This is a genomic window from Pseudomonas sp. YH-1, from assembly GCF_051990045.1.
Lineage (GTDB): Bacteria > Pseudomonadota > Gammaproteobacteria > Pseudomonadales > Pseudomonadaceae > Pseudomonas > Pseudomonas nicosulfuronedens.
Map to the genome: position 1 here is coordinate 6,386,678 of NZ_CP178184.1, position 21,205 is coordinate 6,407,882.

General features: G+C 64.8%; 17 protein-coding genes. 5 read left to right on the plus strand and 12 right to left on the minus strand.

The window, feature by feature from the left end; genetic code table 11:
• Window positions 1-8: 8 nt before the first annotated feature.
• Both ACKI1H_RS29615 and ACKI1H_RS29620 read left to right on the plus strand, forming a co-directional pair.
• Window positions 9-1,139, plus strand: a complete 1,131-nt coding sequence (locus ACKI1H_RS29615) for an NAD(P)/FAD-dependent oxidoreductase (protein WP_440467184.1) — start codon at window positions 9-11, stop codon at window positions 1,137-1,139.
• Window positions 1,140-1,229: 90 nt separating this feature from the next.
• Window positions 1,230-1,853: a helix-turn-helix transcriptional regulator gene (locus tag ACKI1H_RS29620; RefSeq protein ID WP_138526411.1), complete on the plus strand. Its 624-nt coding sequence runs from the start codon at window positions 1,230-1,232 to the stop codon at window positions 1,851-1,853.
• A 530-nt stretch (window positions 1,854-2,383) separates the two neighbouring features.
• Here ACKI1H_RS29620 and ACKI1H_RS29625 read toward each other — a convergent pair.
• The 9 genes from ACKI1H_RS29625 to ACKI1H_RS29665 form a co-directional block, all read right to left on the minus strand.
• Complete coding sequence (locus ACKI1H_RS29625; RefSeq protein ID WP_138526697.1) at window positions 2,384-3,160, minus strand: ABC transporter substrate-binding protein; 777 nt, start codon at window positions 3,158-3,160, stop codon at window positions 2,384-2,386.
• Between the two features lie 680 nt (window positions 3,161-3,840).
• Complete coding sequence (gene moaA / locus ACKI1H_RS29630) at window positions 3,841-4,827, minus strand: GTP 3',8-cyclase MoaA (protein WP_440467185.1); 987 nt, start codon at window positions 4,825-4,827, stop codon at window positions 3,841-3,843.
• 115 nt (window positions 4,828-4,942) lie between these two features.
• Window positions 4,943-5,761 carry a peptidylprolyl isomerase gene (locus tag ACKI1H_RS29635; protein ID WP_138526695.1) on the minus strand — a complete coding sequence of 273 codons (819 nt, stop codon included), beginning with the start codon at window positions 5,759-5,761 and terminating at the stop codon, window positions 4,943-4,945.
• 102 nt (window positions 5,762-5,863) lie between these two features.
• Window positions 5,864-6,550: a respiratory nitrate reductase subunit gamma gene (gene narI / locus ACKI1H_RS29640; protein WP_138526694.1), complete on the minus strand. Its 687-nt coding sequence runs from the start codon at window positions 6,548-6,550 to the stop codon at window positions 5,864-5,866.
• 2 nt (window positions 6,551-6,552) lie between these two features.
• On the minus strand, window positions 6,553-7,305 hold the full coding sequence (gene narJ / locus ACKI1H_RS29645) for a nitrate reductase molybdenum cofactor assembly chaperone (RefSeq protein WP_138526693.1): 753 nt from the start codon (window positions 7,303-7,305) through the stop codon (window positions 6,553-6,555).
• Window positions 7,306-7,310: 5 nt separating this feature from the next.
• Window positions 7,311-8,846: a nitrate reductase subunit beta gene (gene narH, locus ACKI1H_RS29650; protein WP_138526692.1), complete on the minus strand. Its 1,536-nt coding sequence runs from the start codon at window positions 8,844-8,846 to the stop codon at window positions 7,311-7,313.
• Between the two features lie 11 nt (window positions 8,847-8,857).
• The gene (locus tag ACKI1H_RS29655) at window positions 8,858-12,637 is read right to left on the minus strand and encodes a nitrate reductase subunit alpha (protein ID WP_440467186.1); all 3,780 of its coding nucleotides are present in this window, start codon (window positions 12,635-12,637) and stop codon (window positions 8,858-8,860) included.
• Window positions 12,638-12,736: 99 nt separating this feature from the next.
• Window positions 12,737-14,143 (minus strand): NarK family nitrate/nitrite MFS transporter, encoded by a 1,407-nt coding sequence (locus ACKI1H_RS29660; protein WP_138526690.1) that lies wholly within the window; start codon window positions 14,141-14,143, stop codon window positions 12,737-12,739.
• Window positions 14,144-14,155: 12 nt separating this feature from the next.
• Window positions 14,156-15,457: a nitrate/nitrite transporter gene (locus tag ACKI1H_RS29665; protein WP_138526689.1), complete on the minus strand. Its 1,302-nt coding sequence runs from the start codon at window positions 15,455-15,457 to the stop codon at window positions 14,156-14,158.
• 173 nt (window positions 15,458-15,630) lie between these two features.
• Here ACKI1H_RS29665 and ACKI1H_RS29670 point away from each other — a divergent pair, with 173 nt between their 5' ends.
• The 3 genes from ACKI1H_RS29670 to ACKI1H_RS29680 all read left to right on the plus strand — a co-directional run bounded on the left by ACKI1H_RS29670 (window position 15,631) and on the right by ACKI1H_RS29680 (window position 18,705).
• Window positions 15,631-17,493, plus strand: coding sequence for a histidine kinase (locus ACKI1H_RS29670; protein ID WP_440467187.1), 1,863 nt, complete (start codon window positions 15,631-15,633; stop codon window positions 17,491-17,493).
• The gene (gene narL / locus ACKI1H_RS29675; RefSeq protein WP_138526687.1) at window positions 17,490-18,143 is read left to right on the plus strand and encodes a two-component system response regulator NarL; all 654 of its coding nucleotides are present in this window, start codon (window positions 17,490-17,492) and stop codon (window positions 18,141-18,143) included. The genes ACKI1H_RS29670 and narL overlap by 4 nt, the downstream gene beginning before the upstream one ends.
• Window positions 18,144-18,336: 193 nt before the next feature.
• Window positions 18,337-18,705, plus strand: a complete 369-nt coding sequence (locus ACKI1H_RS29680; protein WP_138526686.1) for a putative zinc-binding protein — start codon at window positions 18,337-18,339, stop codon at window positions 18,703-18,705.
• 125 nt (window positions 18,706-18,830) lie between these two features.
• Here the strand turns inward: ACKI1H_RS29680 and ubiT are convergent, their stop codons facing one another.
• From ubiT to ubiU, 3 genes are read right to left on the minus strand one after another with little or no spacing between them, the layout of a single operon-like run.
• The gene (ubiT, locus tag ACKI1H_RS29685) at window positions 18,831-19,304 is read right to left on the minus strand and encodes a ubiquinone anaerobic biosynthesis accessory factor UbiT (RefSeq protein WP_138526685.1); all 474 of its coding nucleotides are present in this window, start codon (window positions 19,302-19,304) and stop codon (window positions 18,831-18,833) included.
• Window positions 19,298-20,188, minus strand: coding sequence for a U32 family peptidase (locus ACKI1H_RS29690; RefSeq protein ID WP_440467188.1), 891 nt, complete (start codon window positions 20,186-20,188; stop codon window positions 19,298-19,300). Before ACKI1H_RS29690 ends, ubiT begins: the two co-directional genes overlap by 7 nt.
• Window positions 20,189-20,198: 10 nt before the next feature.
• A complete protein-coding gene (gene ubiU, locus ACKI1H_RS29695; protein WP_440467189.1) occupies window positions 20,199-21,194 on the minus strand; it encodes a ubiquinone anaerobic biosynthesis protein UbiU in 996 nt (331 codons plus the stop codon).
• Window positions 21,195-21,205: the final 11 nt, after the last annotated feature.

Here is a 21,205-nt window from a genome sequence, read left to right on the forward strand (position 1 = left end):
AGACTCCCATGATCGAAGTCGACTTCCTCATCATCGGCGGCGGCATCGCCGGCGCCTCCACCGGCTACTTCCTCTCCCGCCACGGCAAGGTCGCCGTGCTGGAGCGCGAATCCCACGCCGGCTACCACTCCACCGGCCGCTCGGCAGCGCTCTATACCGTCGCCTACGGAACGCCGCAGGTACGCGCCCTGACCGCCGCCAGCCGCACCTTCTTCGACAACCCGCCCGAGGGCTTCGTCGAACACCCGATTCTCACGCCGCGCGGCGAGATGACCGTGGACTTCGAGGGAAACCCGGAAGAGCTCCAGCGCCAGTACGACAGCGCCCTCGCCAGCGTGCCTGAAATGCGCCTGCTCGATGCGGACGAAGCCTGCGCCATCGTCCCGGTGCTGCGCCGCGAGAAAGTCCATGGCGCGATGCTCGACCCCAGCGCCGCCGACATCGATACCGACGGCCTGCTGCAAGGCTACCTGCGCGGCATCCGCCGCAACGGCGGCAGCGTGCAACTGGACAGCGAAGCGCTGGAAATCAGCCGCGTCGACGGCGCCTGGGAAGTCCGCTGCGCGCAACAGACCTACCGCGCACCGGTGCTGGTCAACGCCGCCGGCAGCTGGTCAGACAAGGTTGCCGAACTGGCCGGCGCCGCCCCCCTGGGTCTCACGCCCAAGCGTCGCGCGGCCTTCCTGTTCAGCCCGCCCGAGGGTGTGGACAGCCACGCCTGGCCGGTACTGGTCAGCCTGGACGAATCCTTCTACTTCAAGCCCGACGCCGGCATGCTGCTCGGGTCGCCGGCCAACGCCGACCCGGTGGAACCCCACGACGTTCAGCCCGAAGAACTGGATATCGCCATGGGCATCTACCAGATCGAGGAACACACCACCCTGAGCATCCGTCGCCCGAGCCACACCTGGGCCGGCCTGCGCTCGTTCTTCGCCGACGGCGACCTGGTGTCCGGCTATGACCCCGCCACGCCCGGCCTGTACTGGGTCGCCGGCCAGGGCGGCTACGGCATCCAGACTTCCGCCGCCATGGGTGAAGCCAGCGCCGCACTGATCCGCCATGAAGCGCTGCCCGAACACCTGACCTGCCACGGCCTGACCGCCGAGATGCTTTCCCCGTCGCGCCTGCTGGCCCGGTAAGCTGCACGCCGTGACAGCCTGCGGGCGCTTGCGGCACACTCGCCGGCGCCCGCTCCCTCGCCCGCCTCATCGCCTCCGAGAGCCTTGCCCATGACCGCCGCTGATCCGCTGGACAACTACAAGGCCATCGCCGACGCCATCGCCGCGCTGTTCTTCCCCCACGCCGAAGTGGTCATCCACGACCTGCGCAACCAGCGCGTGGCGTACCTGGCGAACAACATCTCCAAGCGCGAGATCGGCGACGACTCGGCGCTGGAAGACATGCTCGAAGGCGGCCATGACGAACGCAACATCGGCCCCTACGAAAAGCTCAACTGGGACGGGCAGAAGATCCGCTCCATCAGCACCGTGCTGCGCGACGCCAAGGGCGAGCCGCTGGCGGTGCTGTGCATCAACCTCAACATCACCCTGTTCGAGACCGCCAAGGCGGCGCTCGACCTGTTCCTCTCCCCCAGCAAGGTCATCCCGCAGCCGGACGCGCTGTTCCGCGACGACTGGCAGGAGCGCATCAACACCTTCCTGCATGGCTGGCTGCAGCAACGCCAGCTCAGCCTCTCCACGCTCAGCCGCGACCACAAGCGCGAACTGGTTCTCGCCCTTCACGCCGAGGGCGCGTTCAAGGGCAAGAGCGCGGCGAACTACGTGGCCAATGTCCTGAACATGGGCCGGGCGACGGTGTACAAGCACCTGAAGGAGTTGAAGGAGGAGGTTTGAGCCGACTTCTTCCGCGGATATCGCTCCGGTTCGCGAGCAAGCTCGCTCCTGCAGGAAAACGCACGGCTTTGGCTTTGAAGACTTCCAGAACAATTCCCGAACACTCCGGACGGCCCCGTTCAGGAGGCCTCGTTGAAGCGGAGTTTCAGAGGTTGAGCGACATGGATGTCGCGAGAGCTGCGATGGGCCAGGGATGGCCCTTCGCTGGGGGACGCCTAGTTCGTGCCTCTGAAACTTCGATTCAACGAGGGTATTTTTCGCCTAAGCGAAAAACCGGATGTCCGGGGCAAGACCTTTGCCTACTTTGGGTGGGGCGGCCATCCGTCGTTTGCCAAAGTAGGTCGCCCGAGGGGGCGAAACAAGAAGCTCCCGCGCACGCCGAAGCGGCGCAATCACACCCATCCCAACGAAAAGACCGTGCACGGGACAGCATGGGTATCGCTTCGCTCCACCCATCCTACGAAGAGCAATTCGGCTCCATGAAAAAGGCCGCCCGAAGGCGGCCTTTTTGCTGCGACTCGACGCAGCGATCAGTCCCCGTAGATATCGCTCTTGAAGTACTTGCCTTCGATTTCCTTGTACTTGCCATTGGCGCGCAGCGCGTCGATCGCGGCGTTGAGCTGGCCGACCAGTTCGGTGTTGCCCTTGCGTACCGCGATACCGGCGCCCTCGCCGAAGTACTTCGGGTCCTTGAATTCCGGCCCGATAAAGGCGAAGCCCTTGCCGCGCGGGGTTTCCAGGAAGCCGATCTCCAGCGGGATCGAGTCGGCGAAGGTCCCGTCCAGGCGGCCTGCCAGCAGGTCCAGGTAGATTTCGTCCTGGCTGGTGTAGCGCACCACGTTGGCGCCGGCCTTGCCCAGGACCTCGGTGGCGAAACGGTCGGCGGTGGAGCCGCGCTGCACGCCGATGTTCTTGCCCTTGAGCTGGCTGAACTGCTCGTCCAGCTGCGAGCCTTCCTTCATCACCAGGCGGCCCGGGGTGAAGTAGTACTTGTGGGTGAAGTCCACCGAGTGCTTGCGCTCTTCGGTGATGGTGATGGAGGACAGCGCGGCGTCGATCTTGCGCACTTTCAGCGAAGGGATCAGGCCGTCGTACTCCTGCTCGACCCACTGGCACTTGCGCTTCATCTCTTCGCACAAGGCGTTGCCGATGTCGTAGTCGAAGCCGGCGATGCCGCCTTCCGGGGTCTTGTACGCGAAGGGCGGGTAGGCCGCCTCGATGCCGATGCGCAATGGCTTGTCGTCGGCGTGGGAGAAGGTGGCGAAGGCAGCCAGCATCAGGCCGCCCAGCAGGGCTTTGCGATTCATCGATGAACTCCGTTGTGTGGTCGCCGGGGCGAGCGCCGGCCGGTACGTCCTGGCAGTGAGTACGGCATGTCTTGGTTCGTCCAGGGGCGCGACACGGAGGTCGCAGCGGCATTGCCTTGCCCTGACCCAGGCGAATGACTTGTTGTTCTGGCCCGTCCACGCGCGGGCGCGCGTAAACTTAAAATCCAATCTGGACTAAAAAGTACACAACGTCAATCGTCCTGCGACCGCGCGGCGCACTCCCCTTTGCGCGCCCTGCGCTACTCCTTCGGAGGAATGTCGCGCAGCGGGCTCCCGCCTTAGTCTGGAAGCGTTCCGAAGCGATCCGAGGAGGATTTGAGACAATTCTTTCGCATGATTTACCGTAGCTTCCACGGTTATACCTTTTGGCAGATGCCCGAAGCCCCCGCGATACGCTCATGTCGCTGGGGCTTTTTTGTGCCTGTTTTCCAGGGAGCGATGTGCTCGTCGCAGGACCGAGTGGGACGTTCAGTCCTTGCTCGCGAACAGTCCCAGACCGTGAAGCCAAGGCGGTTCGCGAGCAAGGCTCGCTCCTACAGAAGGGCATACGATTGGCGCGCACCGAAGTGGCGGATAACGCTGCGCGTTATTCGCCCTAGGGATGTATTGAGAGACGCAAGGCACGCGGCGGACATCCTGCCCGCCAAGGGAGGTCGGTTTCAGCCGCCGCTGAGGTTCATGAAGCGCAGCACCTGCACGTCACCCACGGTGAATTCGTGACGCGCCGGCTTGCGCTGCAGGGCGCCGCGCAGGGCTTCGAGGATGGGCTCGTCGTGCAGCGGATGGCGGCGCAGCAGGCCGCGCAGGTCCAGGGAGTTCTCGTGGCCCAGGCACAGCAGCAAGCGACCCTCAGCGGTCAGGCGCAGGCGATTGCAGGTGGAGCAGAAGTTGTGCGAATGCGGCGAGATGAAGCCGATGCGCGTGCCCGGATGCTGCGCCAGGCGCACATAGCGCGCCGGACCGCCGCTGTGTTCGGCGCTGTCCAGCAACTCGTGGCGCTCGGCGATCAGCGCGCGGACTTCGTCGCTGGAACAGAAGCTCTCCTCACGCTCGCGACCGACCTGGCCCAGGGGCATTTCCTCGATGAAGCTGATATCCAGCCCGTGGGCGATGGCGTAATCCACCAGCGCCGGTACTTCGTCGGCGTTGCGACCCTTCATCACCACGCAATTCAACTTGATGTGCTCGAAACCGGCTTGCTGGGCGGCGTCGATACCCCGCAGCACCTGCTCCAGGCGCCCGGTGCGGGTGATGGCGGCGAAGCGTTGGGCATCGAGGGTGTCGAGGCTGATGTTGAGGCGGGAAAGGCCAGCCGCCTTCAGATCGCCAGCCAATCGGAAGAGCTGCGAGCCGTTGCTGGTCATGCACAGTTCGCGCAGGCCAGGCAGCGCCGCGAGGCGTTCGCAGAGGTGAACGATACCGGGCCGCACCAGCGGTTCGCCGCCGGTGAGGCGCAGCTTCTTCACGCCGCGTTCGACGAAGAGGCGTGCTACCCGCTCGATCTCTTCCAGGGTGAGCACCTGCTGTCGCGGCAGGAAGCGCATGTTTTCCGACATGCAGTAGACGCAACGGAAGTCGCAGCGGTCGGTAACGGACAGGCGCAGGTAGTCGATCTTGCGGCCTTGGCCGTCGATCCATTCGGACATGGTGTTCACTCCGGCCGACCCTCGCCATCCGCGGCGAAGGCCGATATTCATGGCCGTTTCCGAAGCCCCTCCCTGCCTTGGGGGAGGAATAGGGAGAGAGGGGTCCGGAACCGGTTCACTGCACCAGCGGCGACTCCGCAGCGTCGAAGACGAAGCCATCGATCTGTGCTTCACCGGCCAGCACGCTGATGTACTGGCTGACGGCACGCTGCAGTACCTGGGCGCGCAGGTAGCCAGCGATGCGTGGACGCGCTTGTGCAAAGTCCAGCGGCTCGCCGCCATCACGCTCGATCAGCTCGACCACGTGCAGGCCGTAGCGACTTTCCAGCGGATGGCCGAGCAGGCCGGGTTGCTGTTGCAGCAGGCGTTTCTCGAACTCGGGGACGGTCTGCCCCGGTTCGATCCAGCCCAGGTCACCGCCGTCGTCTTTCGACGGGCAGTCGGAGAAGCGCATGGCCTTCTCGGCGAAACGCTCGGGATGTCCACGCAGTTCGGCCAGCAGTTCCTCGGCCTGTTCGCGGGCCTTGGCGCGGCCTTCCAGGTCGTCCGGCGCGCAACCCAGCAGCACGTGGCGCAGACGCATGCGCCACGGCGAAGTCAGGCGGGTGGGGTTGGCTTCGTACCATTGGCGGCAGCTGGCCTCGTCGGCCTCGGGCACGCCGACTTCACGGTCGATCAGGGCGCGAATGCGCGCTTCTTCCGGGGCCTCGCCCTCTTCCGCGTCGGCCGCGAGGCCCAGCGCGTCGGCGCGCTGCACCAGCAACTGGCGCACGACCAGCGCGCGGCAGGCGGAGTACAGCGCCTCGGCATGGCTGGCGGCAGGGTGGTACTGCAGCTCGCGAGCCAGCTCGTCCTCGGCGATGGCAACGCCATTGACGGAGATGGCAGGCAGGTCGACGTGTTCGACCTTGGCTTCGTAGTGGGAGCAACTCATTTCGATTACCTCCGGATGGCGGATAACGCCGGTCGCGTTATCCGCCCTACGGTTCGAGGTTCGGGTAGGGCGAATAACGCGCCAGCGTTACCCGCCGCTTCATCACACCGCGCGACGCTTGGTGCGGACCACCTGGTAGCGGCGGCCGAAGTACCACACCGGGGCGCTGACGATGTGCACCAGGCGAGTGAAGGGGAACAGCACGAACAGGGTCAGGCCCAGGGTCACGTGCAGCTTGTAGACCAGCGAGACCGGAGCGATCGCTTCGGCGGCGGCCAACGGCTGGAAGGTGACGATGGACTGCGCCCAGTTGGCGAGCATGACCATCACCGAACCATCCAGGTGATGGGTGGAGGCGACGATGGTGGACAGGCCGAGGATCAGCTGGACGTAGAGCACCAGCAGGATCATCAGGTCCGAGGCGTTGCCGGTGGCGCGGACGCGCTCATTGGTCAGGCGGCGCAGGATCAGGCCGGTCAGGCCGATGAAGCAGAGGATGCCGAAGAAGCCGCCGGAAACCATCGCCAGCAGCTGCTTCTGCTCGGTGCTGATCAGGTGCTCGTAGACCGAGTGCGGGGTGAGCAGACCGACGAAGTGGCCGGCGAGGATGAACAGCACACCGACGTGGAACAGGTTGCTGTAGACCCGCATGCCCTTCTTGCTCAGCATCTGGCTGGAGCCGGCTTTCCAGGTGTATTGCGAGAGGTCGAAGCGCGCCCAGCTACCGATCAGGCAGATGGCGAGCGCAACGTAGGGATAGACCCCGAAGGCTAGAAGATCGAGGGACATGTTCAGACTCCTTCTCTGGCCGCCCGGTACTGCATCTGCGGCACCGGCTGGGCGACCCACTGCATGGGTTGTTCGGCGGCGGAGGAAATCCGCCGGGCGCTGGTGGACGGGCAACCGGCGGCGGGCTCGGTAAAGCTCACCGGGGTTTCCTCCCAGGCCTTGTCGATGGCTTCCAGGCTGTCGTCGCGCACTTCCTGCTCGCGGTCGCGCTTGAGCGCACCGAGGTCCGGCTGCTCGCCGGACAGCTCCAGCAGGCTGTGGAAGACCGCCGCGTAGCTGCTGCCGCGTTCCTCCAGGCGCAGGGCGATCAGCGCAAGGATGTGTGCGACTTCGGCCAGACCGACACGCGCTGACTCGGCGTCCTGCAGAGCGAGGAACTCCAGGTACAGCGGCAGGTAGTCCGGCAGCTCGTTGACGTCGATGACCAGGCCCGCCTGGGTGTAGCGGTCCATCAGGTCGACCATCGCCTGGCCACGGTCACGGCTTTCGCCGTGCACGTGTTCGAAGAGCAGCAGGGAGACCGAGCGGCCGCGCTCGAACAGGCCGTCGTAACGGGCCTGCACGTCGAGGATGTCGCCCTTGCACAGCTCGTTGAGCAGCGCGGCGAGGCCGTCGCGCTGCTTTTCCGGCAGGTCGCAGGTGCGGATCAGGGCATGCAGCGCCAGGCTTTCCTCGCGCAGTTCGATGCGAGGGTAATCGAGCATCAGCGCGCTGAGCTTCAGTAACTGGCTATGGCTCTCAAGGGAAATTCCCATGGCTGTCACTCCTGTATCTGCACGGTCTGGATGACGTTGCGCTTGTCCACGGCCTTGCCGCCGAACAGGTTCACGCCCGAGTTGCCGGAGCAACCGTTGCCAAAGCTGAAGCCGCAACCCGAACGCTCGGCGAACGCATCCGACAGCGCCTCTTCGCGGTGCGCAGTGGGGATGACGAAGCGGTCTTCGTAGTTGGCGATCGCCAGGTAGCGGTACATCTCTTCCACCTGGTTCACGGTCAGGCCGACCTTCTTCAGCACGTCCAGGTCCTGCTTGCCTTCCACGTGTTCGGCACGCTTGTAGGCGCGCATGGCCAGCAGGCGTTTGAGGGCCAGCAGCACCGGAGCGGTGTCACCAGCGGTCAGCAGGTTGGCCAGGTACTGCACGGGGATGCGCAGGGACTCGACATCCGGGATCACCCCGTCGCTGCCGATGTGGCCTTCGGAGGCGGCGTTCTGGATCGGCGACAGCGGCGGCACGTACCAGACCATCGGCAGCGTGCGGTATTCCGGGTGCAGCGGCAGGGCCAGCTTCCAGTCCATGGCCAGCTTGTACACCGGCGACTTCTGTGCGGACTCGATGACGCTGTCCGGTACGCCATCCTTGCGCGCCTGCTCGATCACTTTCGGATCGAACGGATCGAGGAAGATTTCCAGCTGTTTCTGGTAGAGCTCACGCTCGTTCTCGCAGGTGGCCACTTCGTGGATACGGTCGGCGTCATACAGCAGCACACCGAGGTAGCGGATGCGGCCCACGCAGGTTTCCGAGCAGACGGTCGGCTGGCCGGCCTCGATGCGCGGATAGCAGAAGATGCACTTCTCGGATTTGCCGCTCTTCCAGTTGAAGTAGATCTTCTTGTACGGGCAGCCGCTGATGCACATGCGCCAGCCGCGGCACTTGTCCTGGTCGATCAGGACGATGCCGTCCTCCTCGCGCTTGTAGATCGCGCCGCTCGGGCACGACGCCACGCACGCCGGGTTCAGGCAGTGCTCGCACAGGCGCGGCAGGTACATCATGAAGGTGTTTTCGTACTCACCGTAGATGTCCGCCTGGACCTGGTCGAAGTTCTTGTCCTTGCGACGCTTGGCGAATTCGGTACCGAGGATTTCCTCCCAGTTGGGGCCCCACTCGATCTTCTGCATGCGCTGGCCGGAGACCAGCGAGCGCGGGCGGGCGACCGGCTGGTGCTGGGCCTTGGGTGCGGTGTGCAGGTGCTGGTAGTCGAAGTCGAAAGGCTCGTAGTAGTCATCGATTTCCGGCAGGTCCGGGTTGGCGAAGATGTTTGCCAACACGCGGAACTTGCCGCCGATGCGCGGGACGATGGAGCCGTCGGCGTTACGCTTCCAGCCGCCCTTCCACTTCTCCTGGTTCTCCCACTCTTTCGGGTAGCCGATGCCGGGCTTGGTTTCGACGTTGTTGAACCAGGCGTACTCGACGCCTTCGCGGCTGGTCCAGACGTTCTTGCAGGTGATGGAGCAGGTGTGGCAACCGATGCATTTGTCGAGGTTCAGCACCATGCCGACTTGCGAACGAATTTTCATGGCAGTAATCCTCAAATGTCCTGGGGCAGCGGTTGCGGCAGGGCGTCACCGCCCAGTCCGCCCTGCTCCGGCTCGTCGAGCCAGTCGACCTTGTTCATCTTGCGCACCACGACGAACTCATCGCGGTTGCAGCCGACGGTGCCGTAGTAGTTGAAGCCCCACGCCTGCTGGGCGTAGCCGCCGATCATGTGGGTGGGCTTGAGGACCACGCGGGTCACCGAGTTGTGGTGGCCGCCACGGGTGCCGGTGGTCTCGCTGCCCGGCAGGTTCACGATGCGTTCCTGGGCGTGGTACATCATCACCATGCCATCCTTCACGCGCTGGCTGACCACCGCGCGGCAGGTCGCGGCGCCGTTGGCGTTGAAGACTTCGACCCAGTCGTTGTCCTCGATGCCGGCGCGTTTCGCGTCGTTCTCGCTCATCCAGATGATCGGGCCACCGCGCGACAGGGTGAGCATCAGCAGGTTGTCGCTGTAGGTGGAGTGGATGCCCCACTTCTGGTGTGGGGTGATCCAGTTCAGGGTGATCTCGGTGTGACTGTTAGGCTTCTTGTTGAACAGCTTGTCGGTGCTGCGGGTGTTGACCGGCGGCCGATAGCTGACGAAGCCTTCGCCGAAGGCCTGCATCCAGGGGTGATCCTGGTAGAACTGCTGGCGACCGGTGATGGTGCGCCACGGGATCATCTCGTGGACGTTGGTGTAGCCGGCGTTGTAGCTCACGTGCTCATCTTCCAGGCCCGACCAGGTGGGGCTGGAGATGATCTTGCGCGGCTGCGCCTGGACGTCGCGGAAGCGGATCTTCTCTTCTTCCTTGGGCAGCGCCAGGTGGGTATGGTCACGGCCGGTGAACTTCGACAGCGCCTCCCAGGCCTTCACGGCGACCTGGCCATTGGTTTCCGGCGCCAGGGCGAGGATCACCTCGGCGGCGTCGATGGCGCTCTCGATGCGCGGACGGCCTTCGCTGATACCGGTCTCGGTGACCTTGTGGTTCAGCTCGCCGAGCAGCTTGATTTCCTTGTCGGTGTTCCAGCCGATGCCCTTGCCGCCGTTGCCGAGCTTGTCCAGCAGCGGGCCGAGGGAGGTGAACTTCTTGTAGGTGTTGGGGTAGTCACGCTCGACCACATGCAGGGTCGGCATGGTCCGGCCGGGAACCGGTTCGCACTCGCCCTTCTTCCAGTCGCTGCCGCCGAACGGCTGCGCGAGTTCGTTGGCGGTGTCGTGCAGCAGCGGCACGGTGACCAGGTCCTTCTCCACACCCAGGTGGCCGACGGAAACCTCGGAGAACTTCTTGGCGATCGCCTTGTAGATCTCCCAGTCGCTCTTGGCTTCCCACGCCGGATCGGTCGCGGCGGACAGCGGGTGGATGAAGGGGTGCATGTCGGAGGTGTTGAGGTCGTCCTTCTCGTACCAGGTGGCGGTCGGCAGGACGATGTCCGAATACATGCAGGTGGAGGACATGCGGAAGTCGAGGGTAGTGACCAGGTCCAGCTTGCCTTCGGCGCCTTCATCGACCCAGTCGACTTCGCTCGGGCACGGGCCGCCGGCCTTGCCGAGGTCGTCGTTCATCACGCCGTTCTTCGCACCCAGCAGGTACTTGAGCATGTACTCGTGGCCCTTGCCAGAGGAGCCGAGCAGGTTGGAGCGCCAGATGAACATGTTGCGCGGGAAGTTCTGCGGATCGTCCGGTTGCTCGCTGGCCACGCGCAGGTTGCCGGCCTTGAGTTCACGGACCACGTAGTCCTGCACCGGAATGCCGGCGCGCTCGGCGTCAGCGGCGATGTGCAGCGGGTTGCGGTTGAGCTGCGGGGCGGACGGCAGCCAGCCCATGCGCTCGGCGCGGATGTTGTAGTCCAGCGCGTGTTCGGGGAATTGCCTGGTGTCGGCCAGCGGCGAGAGGACTTCGTGCATCGAGATCTTCTCGTGGCGCCACTGCGAGCTGTGCAGGTAGAAGAAGCTGGTGCCGTTCATCTGACGCGGCGGACGGCTCCAGTCGGTGCCGAACGCCAGCGGGACCCAGCCGGTCTGCGGGCGGAGTTTTTCCTGGCCGACGTAGTGCGCCCAACCGCCACCGCTCTGGCCGATGCAGCCGCACATCATCAGCATGTTGATGACCGCGCGGTAGTTCATGTCCATGTGGTACCAGTGGTTCATCGCCGCGCCGATGATGACCATGGCCTTGCCGTGGGTCTTGTCGGCGCTATCGGCAAATTCGCGGGCCACCTGGATGGCACGGGCTGCCGGTACGCCGGTGATGCGGGCCTGCCAGGCCGGGGTGTAGGGCACGTCGGCGTCGGTGTAGGAAGCCGCAACGTTGCGGCCACCCAGACCACGGTCGACGCTGTAGTTGGCCATCTGCAGGTCATACACGGTGGCGACGCGCAGGGTCTTGCCGTCGGCGCCGATGACCTCGCGGAAGGGCACGCGGCGCACCAGCACCTCGTCGTTGTCCACACCCTTGAAGTGCGGATGTTCCTGGCCGGCGAAGTAAGGGAAGCCGACGTCGCAGGCGTTTTCCGGGCCGTCGATCAGGGTCAGGGCCAGGCGGGTTTCACGCTTCTCGCCGCCCTCGGTTTCCTCGATGTTCCACTTGCCCGACTCGCCCCAGCGGTAGCCGATGGCGCCGGTGGGCGAGACCAGCTCGCCGGAGATTTCGTCCAGGCCGATGGTCTTCCACTCGGGGTTGTTGTCCTGGCCGAGGTTGTTCGCCAGGTCTGCCGCGCGCAGGTAGCGGGTCGGCTTGAGTACGCCCTCGGTGTGCGGCTCGAGCAGCACCAGCATCGGCATGTCGGTGTACTGGCGGCAGTAGTCGACGAAGTAGGCGCTGGGCTTCTCGAGGTGGAACTCCTTGAGGATGACGTGACCGAAGGCCATGCCCAGCGCGGCGTCGGTGCCCTGCTTGGGGTTGAGCCAGAGGTCGGTGAGCTTGGCCACTTCGGAGTAGTCCGGGGTGACGGCCACGGTCTTGGTGCCCTTGTAGCGGACTTCGGTGAAGAAGTGTGCGTCGGGGGTACGGGTCTGCGGGACGTTGGAACCCCAGGCGATGATGTAGCTGGAGTTGTACCAGTCGGCGGACTCCGGCACGTCGGTCTGCTCACCCCAGATTTGCGGGCTGGCCGGCGGCAGGTCGCAGTACCAGTCGTAGAAGCTCAGGCACACGCCGCCGATCAGCGACAGGTAACGGGCGCCGGCAGCGTAGCTGACCATCGACATGGCCGGGATCGGCGAGAAGCCGATGACGCGGTCCGGGCCGTAGGTCTTGGCGGTATAGACGTTGGCGGCGGCGATGATCTCGGTGACTTCGCTCCAGCTGGAGCGGATGAAACCGCCCAGGCCGCGCTCGCTCTTGTAGCTTTTTGCCTTGGCGGAGTCTTCGACGATGCTGGCCCAGGCGTCCACCGGGTCGTTGTGGGTGGCGCGGGCTTCACGCCAGAGCTTGAGCAGCGGCTTGCGCACCTTGGGGTATTTCAGGCGGTTGGCGCTGTACATGTACCAGGAGTAGCTGGCGCCACGGGGGCAGCCGCGCGGCTCGTGGTTGGGCAGGTCCGGGCGGGTGCGCGGGTAGTCGGTCTGCTGGGTTTCCCAGGTGATCAGGCCGTTCTTCACATAGATCTTCCAGGAGCACGAGCCGGTGCAGTTCACCCCGTGGGTAGAGCGAACGATCTTGTCGTGCTGCCAGCGCTGCCGGTAACTGTTTTCCCAGGCGCGGCTTTCGTTGGTGACCTCGCCATGACCATCGGCGAATTCACCCTGCTTCTTCTTGAAGAACTGCAGGCGGTCGAGTAGGTAACTCATCTGTATCTCCTCACCCGGTCTGTGCCGGGCGTTCAAGCTCAAATCAGGACTCGCGAATCACGTATGGCGAATAACGCGCGGCGTTATCTGCCGAAGAGGTCAACAAGGGCTTTCCGCGCCCTTGCGGGCGTACCACCACCAGGTGGCAACGATGCAGCTCACGTAGTACGCGACGAAGACGTAGAGGGCGCCCTCGGCGCTGCCGGTCATGGCCAGGGAGGTACCGAAAGCCTTGGGAATGAAGAAGCCGCCGTAGGCACCGATGGCCGCCGAGAAACCGATCACTGCCGCGGACTCCATGCTGGCGCGCTTGGCCGCATGGGCTTCGGTGACGTGGCCTTGCTTCAGGCGGGCCGCCCATTCGTTGCGGAAGATCACCGGGATCATGCGGAAGGTGCTGCCATTGCCGATGCCGGCGAAGAAGAACAGCGCGATGAAGGAACCGAGGAAGCCGAAGAAGCTGCCAGTGCCATTGGCACCCGGCAGGAAGCTGATCACCGCGAACACACCGGCGATCATCGCCGCGTAGTTCCACAGGGTGATGCGCGCACCGCCGAACTTGTCGGCCAGCCAGCCGCCCAGCGGCCGACTCAGGGCGCCCACCAGCGGGCCGAGGAAGGCGTACTGCAGCGGGTTGATGTCCGGGAACTGGGTCTTGCTGAGCATGGCGAAGCCAGCGGAGAAGCCGATGAACGAGCCGAAGGTGGCCACGTACAGCCAGCACATCAGCCAGTTGTGCTTGCGTTTGAAGATTACCGACTGCTCAAGGAAGGAGGCCTTGGCATCGGCGATATCGTTCATGCCGAACCAGGCAGCGACGGACACCACGGCAATGAACGGCACCCAGATCCAGCCGGCGTTCTGCAGGAACAGACGACTGCCGTCGGTCAGTTGCTGCGGCTCACCACCGAAGGCGCCGAACAACCCTCCTGCGACCGCCAGGGGCACGGCGAACTGCATGACCGAAACCCCCAGGTTGCCCAGGCCGGCGTTCAGGCCCAGCGCGGTGCCCTGCTGATTCTTCGGGTAGAAGAAGCTGATGTTGGACATGCTGGAAGCGAAGTTACCGCCGCCGAAGCCGCACAGCAGCGCGATGCAGGCAAACACCCAGTAGGGAGTGGTCGGGTCCTGCACGGCAAAGCCCAGCCAGAGGCAGGGGATCAGCATCGAGGCGGTGGACAGCGCAGTCCAACGGCGGCCGCCGAAGATCGGCACCATGAAGGAGTAGAAGATGCGCAGGGTCGCACCGGAGATCGACGGCAGCGCGGCAAGCAGGAACAACTGGTCGTTGCTGAAGCTGAAACCGGCGGCGTTCAGGCGCACGGTGACGGTGCTCCAGATCATCCATACGGCGAAGGCAAGCAACAGCGCGGGGATCGAGATCCACAGGTTGCGCGCGGCGATGCGCTTGCCGGTCTGCGCCCAGAACTCAGGGTCCTCGGGGCGCCAGTCGACCAGCAACGGTCCTTTGGCGGCTTTGAGTTGGGGGTTGGCGATCATGCCCATGACGGCATTACCTCAGGATTGACTGGAAGGAATGGGAGAGGCGTCGACGTCGGCCACCCGGGCCTGGCCGTCGAGGCGCTGTTGCTGCTTGATCGCGTAGTGCATCCAGACCATGCAGATCACGGTCAGGCCGAACAGCAACATGAAGCAGGAGGAGCGCACACCGATGTGGTCGGCGGCGTAGCCGAACAGGATGGGCAGACAGAAGCCGCCGAGGCCGCCGATGACCCCGACCATGCCGCCGACAGTGCCCATGTTCTGCGGGTAGTAGTCGTGGATGATTCGGTACACGCTGGCCTTGCCGAAGCCCTGGGCGATGCCGACGATGAACACCAGGAAGGTGAACAGCCAGACGTTCAGGCCGATACCGAGGCTGACGTCACCCTTGATGCCGTGGATGGTCATGGTGGTCGGCGGGTAGGAGAGGAAGAACAGGCAGACCAGGCAGATCCAGAACACGCCCCAGTTCACCGCACGGGCGCCGTAGTGGTCGCTGAACCAGCCGCCCAGGGCGCGGATCAGGCCAGAAGGCAGGGTGAACAGCATGGTGATGAAGGATGCGGTGCGCAGGTCCAGGCCGTATTCGGCGATGTAGTACTTGGGCAGCCACAGGGCCAGGGCAACGAAGCCGCCGAAGACAAAGAAGTAATACAGGCCGAAGCGCCATACGCGCAGCTCGCCCAGCGGTGCCAGCTGCTTGGCCAGGGTCGGGCGCGGACGGCTCGGGTCGGCGTCACCGCCCTTGGTGTGAGCCGGGTCTGTCCAGGTGCAGAACCAGAACAGCAGCGCGGTCACCAGCATGGCCACCGAATAGATCTGCGGGACCATGCGCCAGCCGAAGGCAACCACGATCATCGGCGCCACCAGGTTGGTGATTGCCGCACCCGCGTTGCCGGCGCCGAAGATGCCCATGGCGGTGCCCTGGCGCTCCTTCTCGAACCACGAGGAGGTGTAGGCGATGCCCACCGCGAAGGAGCCGCCGGCCAGGCCGACGAACAGGCCCAGCACCAGGTAATGCCAGTAGAGGGTGGCGAAGGCCAGGCCGTAGATCGGGATGGCCACCAGCAGCATGTGGATGAAGAACACGATGCGCCCGCCGAAGCGGTCGGTGATCAGTCCCAACGGCAGCCGCACCAGAGAACCGGTAAGGATCGGCAGCGCCACCATCAAGCCGAACTGGGCTTCGGACAGCCCCAGCTCTTCCTTGATGCGGATACCGATGATCGAAAACATCGTCCAGACCGCGAAGTTCACGGCGAACGCCAGTGTGCTCATGCCGAGCACGGAGTACTGTTTCTGACGGTGGGACAACATGGCTAAGCTCACTTCCTGACAGCCTTTGCCCGCACGTTAGGTAAGGACTAGTCGCCTTCTCTTGATCGTCATCAATGAGCGAAAGGGCGATTCATGAGCAGATTCGCGCCGCTACCTCCTAGTGGGTATCCCCGATATGAATGCTTAACTCATTGTTTTAAAAGGCATTTACTATGAATACGGCACACACTGCCGAGCCTTCCGGCAACGACCGATTCTTTGTGGGTAGTCCCCCCGCTGGACGCCCGTCCCTGCGCAAATCCATCGTCGTGCGCTTTGGCTGCTACCTCACCCTGCTGGTGTCGCTGGCCCTGGCCGGGATGTTCAGCGCCCTGCTGTTCGCCGACTACTCACACCAGGATGCGGCGGTAATCAATCAGGCCGGCTCGCTGCGCATGCTCACCTATCGCCTGGCGCTGGACCCTTCGCCGATCAACCGCCAGGCCCTGCAATCGACCCTCGCCGCGCGCCTGGACAACGACGAGATCACCCGCCTGCTGCGCCGTGCGGACGCCGACGCGCCGATCCGCCAGCAGCACGACCAGTTGCGTAAGGAACTACAGAACCTAGACCTTTCCGAAGCGCCAGCCCTGAGCACCCTGGACACTTTCGTCGGGCATATCGACGGCTTCGTCGGCACTCTGCAGCGCAACGCTGAATACCGATCACAGATGCTCAGCACGGTGCAGGGCCTGTGCCTGTTCCTCAGCCTGCTGGTGGTGTTCATCAGCCTCTATGACCTGAGCTACCACGTGGTCGGGCCGCTGCGCGAACTGACCACCACCGCCCGCCGCCTGGGCGAGGGCGACCTCGACGCCAGGGTCAGCAGCAGCGGCGAAGACGAGCTGAGCCAGCTGGGCGAGCGCTTCAACCAGATGGCCGAGGAGCTGCAAGCCAGCTACCGCGAACTGGAAGCGCGGGTGGAAGACAAGACCCGTGCCCTGTCCAACAGCCACCAACGCCTGGAGCTGCTCTACGACAGCGCCCGTCGCCTCGGCCAGGACCCTTACGACGAACGCACCCTGCAACCGCTACTGAATCAGTTGGAACGCGTGCTGCAAGCCGGCAAGGTGACGCTGTGCCTGAACAAGGACGGTGTCGAGCGCGCCTACGCCTCGCTGACCACCGACGGCATCACCGGCGGTTTCTGCCTGCAGGGCAACTGTGGCGACTGCCGCGCCCAGGCCGACCATTGCGGCGAGCCGGTACGCAGCCTGAACCCGCTGCTGATGCAACCGCTGTCCATCGGCGAGCACCGCTTTGGCGAATTGTTCATCGAGACCACCACCGGCCAGTTGGAAGACTGGCAACGGCAGTTCGTCGAAGGCTTCTGCGACAACATTGCGCGCACCTTCGCCCTGTCCCTGCAACAGGAACAGGAGAACCGCCTGGCGCTGTTCGCCGAGCGCAGCACCATCGCCCGCGAACTGCATGACTCGCTTGCCCAGTCGCTGTCCTACCTGAAAATCCAGGTCAGCCGACTGGCCACCCTGCTCAAGCGCGATGTGCCGGCGGAGAAGATCGACGAGACCCTCGACGAACTGCGCGAAGGCCTCAACAGCGCCTACCGCCAGCTGCGCGAGCTGCTCACCACCTTCCGCCTGAGCCTGGAGCAGTCCAGCCTGGAAGCTGCGCTGGTGAAGACCGTGGAGGAATTCGCCGAACGTGGCGGCCTGAGCATCGAGCTGGACAACCGCCTGGCGCACATCCCGCTCAACCCCAACGAGGAAATCCACATCCTGCAGATTGTCCGCGAAGCGCTGTCCAACGTCGTGCGCCATGCCCAGGCGAGCCAGGCCAAGGTGACCCTCTTCGAGGATGCCGAGGACTACGTGTGCATCACCGTGGACGATGATGGAGTGGGCTTTGACCCAGCGCAGAGCCGCAATGGGCACTATGGGCTTAGCATCATGCGGGAGCGCAGCCAGACCCTGGAGGCCACCTTCGCCATCGCCCCGCGCGAGCCGCAGGGCACGCGGGTCAGTGTGCGCTTCACCCACAAACCCCTGTCGCAGTACCCGGAGACCCACCCATGACGGCCGCCCCCACCGATGACCGCGCGCGCATCCTGCTCGTCGATGACCACCCGATGATGCGCAAGGGCGTGGTCCAGCTGCTGGAATTCGAGGACGATCTGGAAGTGGTGGGCGAAGCCGGCAGCGGTGAGGAAGCCCTGCGCCTGGCTGCGGAGCTGGAGCCGGACATGATCCTGCTCGACCTCAACATGAAGGGCATGACCGGCCTCGATACCCTGCGTGCCATGCGCGAGAACGGCGAGGATGCGCGCATCGTGGTGTTCACCGTCTCCGATGACCGCAACGACGTGATCAACGTGCTGCGGGCTGGCGCCGACGGCTACCTGCTCAAGGACATGGAGCCCGAGCGCCTGCTGGAACACATCCGCCAGGCCGCCACCGGCCAACTGACCATCAGTCCGCAGCTGACCCAGGTGTTGGCCCAGGCACTGCGCGGCGATGACCGCCCCAAGGGCATCGAGGAACTCACCGACCGTGAGCGGCAGATCCTGCGCCAGCTCGCCCACGGCTACAGCAACAAGATGATCGCGCGCAAACTCGATATCACCGAAGGCACCGTGAAGGTCCATGTGAAGCGCGTGCTGCACAAGCTGGGCATGCGCTCACGCGTGGAAGCGGCGGTCTGGGCGGTGGAGAACCATCTGGTCTGACCTCGATGACAGCCGCAATTTGTAGGGCGAATAACGCCAACGGCGTTATTCGCCATCGGGTCTGACGGCGGATAAAGCGTTCCGCTTTATGCGCCCTACCTCCCTGGTAGTAGCCAGCTCGCCGACTTGATTCAGATCATGTCGCGCCAGTCCATGGCGGCAGGACACTGCGGGACTCACCCTGGAGGTCCCCATGCCGCCCTCGCCGCACCTGCCCCTCGTGTATTCCTGCTCCGGCTGCTCCAATCTCGCGCAGTTGGCCAACGACCTTGCCCTGCGCCTGGACCGTGACGGCCTGGCGGAGATGTCCTGCATTGCAGGAGTCGGCGGCGACGTCCCGGCGCTGGTGAAGAAAGCCTGCTCCGGCCGGCCGATCATCGCCGTGGACGGCTGCCACCTGCACTGCGTGCAGAGCTGCCTGGCACGCCACGGGGTGAAAGCCGACCACGAGATCACCCTGACCGAATACGGCCTGAAGAAACGTTACGGGCAGGATGCGCCGGTGCAGGACTTCGAGATGCTCTACGAGGAACTGCAGTTCCTCGTACGCACCCCGGCCTGAGCCGCCACCGCGCAGGACGAAAGAACAGACGCCGACGTAGGATGGGTGGAGCGCAGCGATACCCATCAATTGGCGCGCCAGGACAGCATGGGTATCGCAAGCTCCACCCATCCTACGGGAGCGGCTCAGGCGTTTTCCTGTACTACCTGGCTGGCGCGGCGCATGGCGCGCCACAGCCAGGACGGCAGGCTGTCCGGATCGAGACTATCGATCAGGTTCTTCACCGCCAGCCCCAGTTCGGTATCGCCCTCGATCACCAGACGACGCCGGAAAAACAGCGTGTCCGGGTCCTCCTGCCGGCCCGCCAGCAGCAGGAAGTCGCGCCAGCTGCCACGGATGGTCACACTGGGTGTGCAGGCATCGGCGAAGCGCAGGCCATCGCGGCCGCGCGTGAGGCTCCAACCCAGGCCGAGATCATTCACTTCCAGACGCAGCCAGTGGCCGTCGAGGATGTCGAAGGCACCGTCTGCCAGGGGCTCGGCGAACAAGCGGTTGGCGGCGCGCTGCAGAATGGCGCGCTGCAGCCCCGAAGGGACGCGTGCGGCCAGCGGCAGCAGGCGGTCGGCGGCGCGCAGGGCACTGGTTTCGAGTGTCAGCACAGGTTCACCTCATCACTGCGCAGCATGCCCGGTCGACCATGCCAGTATCCGTTGCATCCCACCACCGCCAGCGGCGGCTTGGCACCCTTGCGCACCTGGTCGAAAGCCTGCACGACCTCCACCATGCCTTCCGCACGCGGGCTCAGGCGCAGCAGATCGGCGCCACAATCACGCAGCGAGGCATAGTCCGCCAGCAGATTGCTGACCTCGCCGGACATCGTCTGGATTCCGTTGAGCGTGAACAGCGGCATGCCTTCCTGGCTCAGCATCGGCATGCCTTCGGGGTAGTTCATGCAGCAGAACTGGCAGTCGTCCTTGGGCCGGTTCTCCGCCCGCGCAGTGAAGCAGCGCGCCGAGTACGCCAGCGGCAGATGGCCATAGGCGAACACTTCGGTCTCCACCTCGGTGATGCCCAGCTCGCGCGCCTGCTCGATCACGGCATGGATCTGCTCGCCGGAGCATTCTACCGGCGGCACCCAGCGGCGCAAGCCGGCGGCGTGCAGCTCAGCCAGCGTATGGCCGTTGTAGACATTGAGCGCGGGCCCGCCGACGAATTCGACGCCCAGGGTACTGAGAATCTGCACCGCCCCCATGTCGCTTGCCTCGACCTGCAGTTCGCCGTTGGCGCAGAGGCGACGCAGCGACGACAGCTCGGAGGCCGCCTCGATCAGCGCCAGCCCCGAGATGAGGATTTGCGCCCCGCTCTGCTGCTGCAGCTCGCGCCCCAGGCCCAGCCAGTTGTCGAGCGACATGGCGCGGCGTTTGGAGCAGACGGTCTCGCCGATAGTGATGGCGTCCAGCGGCTGCTCGGCCATCTGCGCATAAAAATCCAGGAGTGTCCGGCGGTCCCAGTAGAACAGCACCGGTCCCAGGCTGAGTTTCATCACGAGGTCCTCATTGCCAGGAGCGATGGTAGGCGCCCAGGGTCGTCTGGTGGCCTTCGGAAAGCTTGTCCAGGGCGTCCTGCCATTGCGTCAGCGCGCGGTAGTTCTCCGGTGCGCGCTGCCACGCATCCAGCGCCTGGCGCCAGACGCGGGTGACCTGCTCGACATAGGCCGGGCTGCGTTGCCGACCCTCGATCTTCACCGCTGCGACGCCGATTTCCGCCAACTGTGGAATCAGGTCGATGGTGTTCAGGCTGGTGGGTTCTTCCAGGGCATGGAAGCGTTCGCCGTTGACCACGAAGCGGCCCTTGCACAGGGTCGGGTAGCCTGCCGGCTCATTCGGCGCATAACGGTCGATCAGTACGTCATTGAGACGCGAGGTCAGGCCTTCGGGCTCCTCGCTCCAGCGCACCGCCTTCGCCGGCGAACAGACGCCGCAGAGATTCGGCGACTCGCCGGTGACATAGGAGGACAGGTGGCAGCGGCCCTCGGCCATGATGCACAGGCTGCCGAAGGCGAAGACTTCGATGGGCACCGGGCTGTTCGCCGCCACCTGGCGCACCTGCGCCAGCGACAGCACGCGCGGCAGCACGGCGCGGCGGATGCCATAGCGCTCGTGGTAGAACGCCAGCGCCGCCACATTGGTGGCCGAGCCCTGTACCGAGAGATGCAGCGCGAGGTTCGGGTGGCGCCTGGCGGCGTAGCCGAGCACCGCACAGTCAGCGGCAATCAGTGCATCCACGCCCAGGTCCGCGGCGTGGTCCACCGCGCGTTGCCAGCGGGACCAGCCGGCCGCGCCGGGATAGGTGTTGACCGCCACGTACATCTGCTTGCCGGCGCTGTGGATAAGTTCCACGCCCTGGCGCAGCTGGCGGTCATCGAGGTTGAGGCCGGCGAAGTGCCGGGCGTTGGTGTCATCACGAAAGCCGACGTAGATGGCGTCGGCGCCTTCGCGCAGGGCCGATTTCAAGGCGGGCAGACTTCCCGCCGGGCAGACCAGTTGCATGCTTCCCCCGG

What these genes read in the sequence shown, in the direction of transcription:
- ACKI1H_RS29615 (WP_440467184.1), top strand. Translation starts at nt 9, where the DNA reads ATGATCGAAGTCGACTTCCTCATCATCGGCGGCGGCATCGCCGGCGCC.
- ACKI1H_RS29620 (WP_138526411.1), top strand. Translation starts at nt 1,230, where the DNA reads ATGACCGCCGCTGATCCGCTGGACAACTACAAGGCCATCGCCGACGCC.
- ACKI1H_RS29625 (WP_138526697.1), bottom strand. Translation starts at nt 3,160, where the DNA reads ATGAATCGCAAAGCCCTGCTGGGCGGCCTGATGCTGGCTGCCTTCGCC.
- moaA (WP_440467185.1), bottom strand. Translation starts at nt 4,827, where the DNA reads ATGTCCGAATGGATCGACGGCCAAGGCCGCAAGATCGACTACCTGCGC.
- ACKI1H_RS29635 (WP_138526695.1), bottom strand. Translation starts at nt 5,761, where the DNA reads ATGAGTTGCTCCCACTACGAAGCCAAGGTCGAACACGTCGACCTGCCT.
- narI (WP_138526694.1), bottom strand. Translation starts at nt 6,550, where the DNA reads ATGTCCCTCGATCTTCTAGCCTTCGGGGTCTATCCCTACGTTGCGCTC.
- narJ (WP_138526693.1), bottom strand. Translation starts at nt 7,305, where the DNA reads ATGGGAATTTCCCTTGAGAGCCATAGCCAGTTACTGAAGCTCAGCGCG.
- narH (WP_138526692.1), bottom strand. Translation starts at nt 8,846, where the DNA reads ATGAAAATTCGTTCGCAAGTCGGCATGGTGCTGAACCTCGACAAATGC.
- ACKI1H_RS29655 (WP_440467186.1), bottom strand. Translation starts at nt 12,637, where the DNA reads ATGAGTTACCTACTCGACCGCCTGCAGTTCTTCAAGAAGAAGCAGGGT.
- ACKI1H_RS29660 (WP_138526690.1), bottom strand. Translation starts at nt 14,143, where the DNA reads ATGGGCATGATCGCCAACCCCCAACTCAAAGCCGCCAAAGGACCGTTG.
- ACKI1H_RS29665 (WP_138526689.1), bottom strand. Translation starts at nt 15,457, where the DNA reads ATGTTGTCCCACCGTCAGAAACAGTACTCCGTGCTCGGCATGAGCACA.
- ACKI1H_RS29670 (WP_440467187.1), top strand. Translation starts at nt 15,631, where the DNA reads ATGAATACGGCACACACTGCCGAGCCTTCCGGCAACGACCGATTCTTT.
- narL (WP_138526687.1), top strand. Translation starts at nt 17,490, where the DNA reads ATGACGGCCGCCCCCACCGATGACCGCGCGCGCATCCTGCTCGTCGAT.
- ACKI1H_RS29680 (WP_138526686.1), top strand. Translation starts at nt 18,337, where the DNA reads ATGCCGCCCTCGCCGCACCTGCCCCTCGTGTATTCCTGCTCCGGCTGC.
- ACKI1H_RS29690 (WP_440467188.1), bottom strand. Translation starts at nt 20,188, where the DNA reads ATGAAACTCAGCCTGGGACCGGTGCTGTTCTACTGGGACCGCCGGACA.
- ubiU (WP_440467189.1), bottom strand. Translation starts at nt 21,194, where the DNA reads ATGCAACTGGTCTGCCCGGCGGGAAGTCTGCCCGCCTTGAAATCGGCC.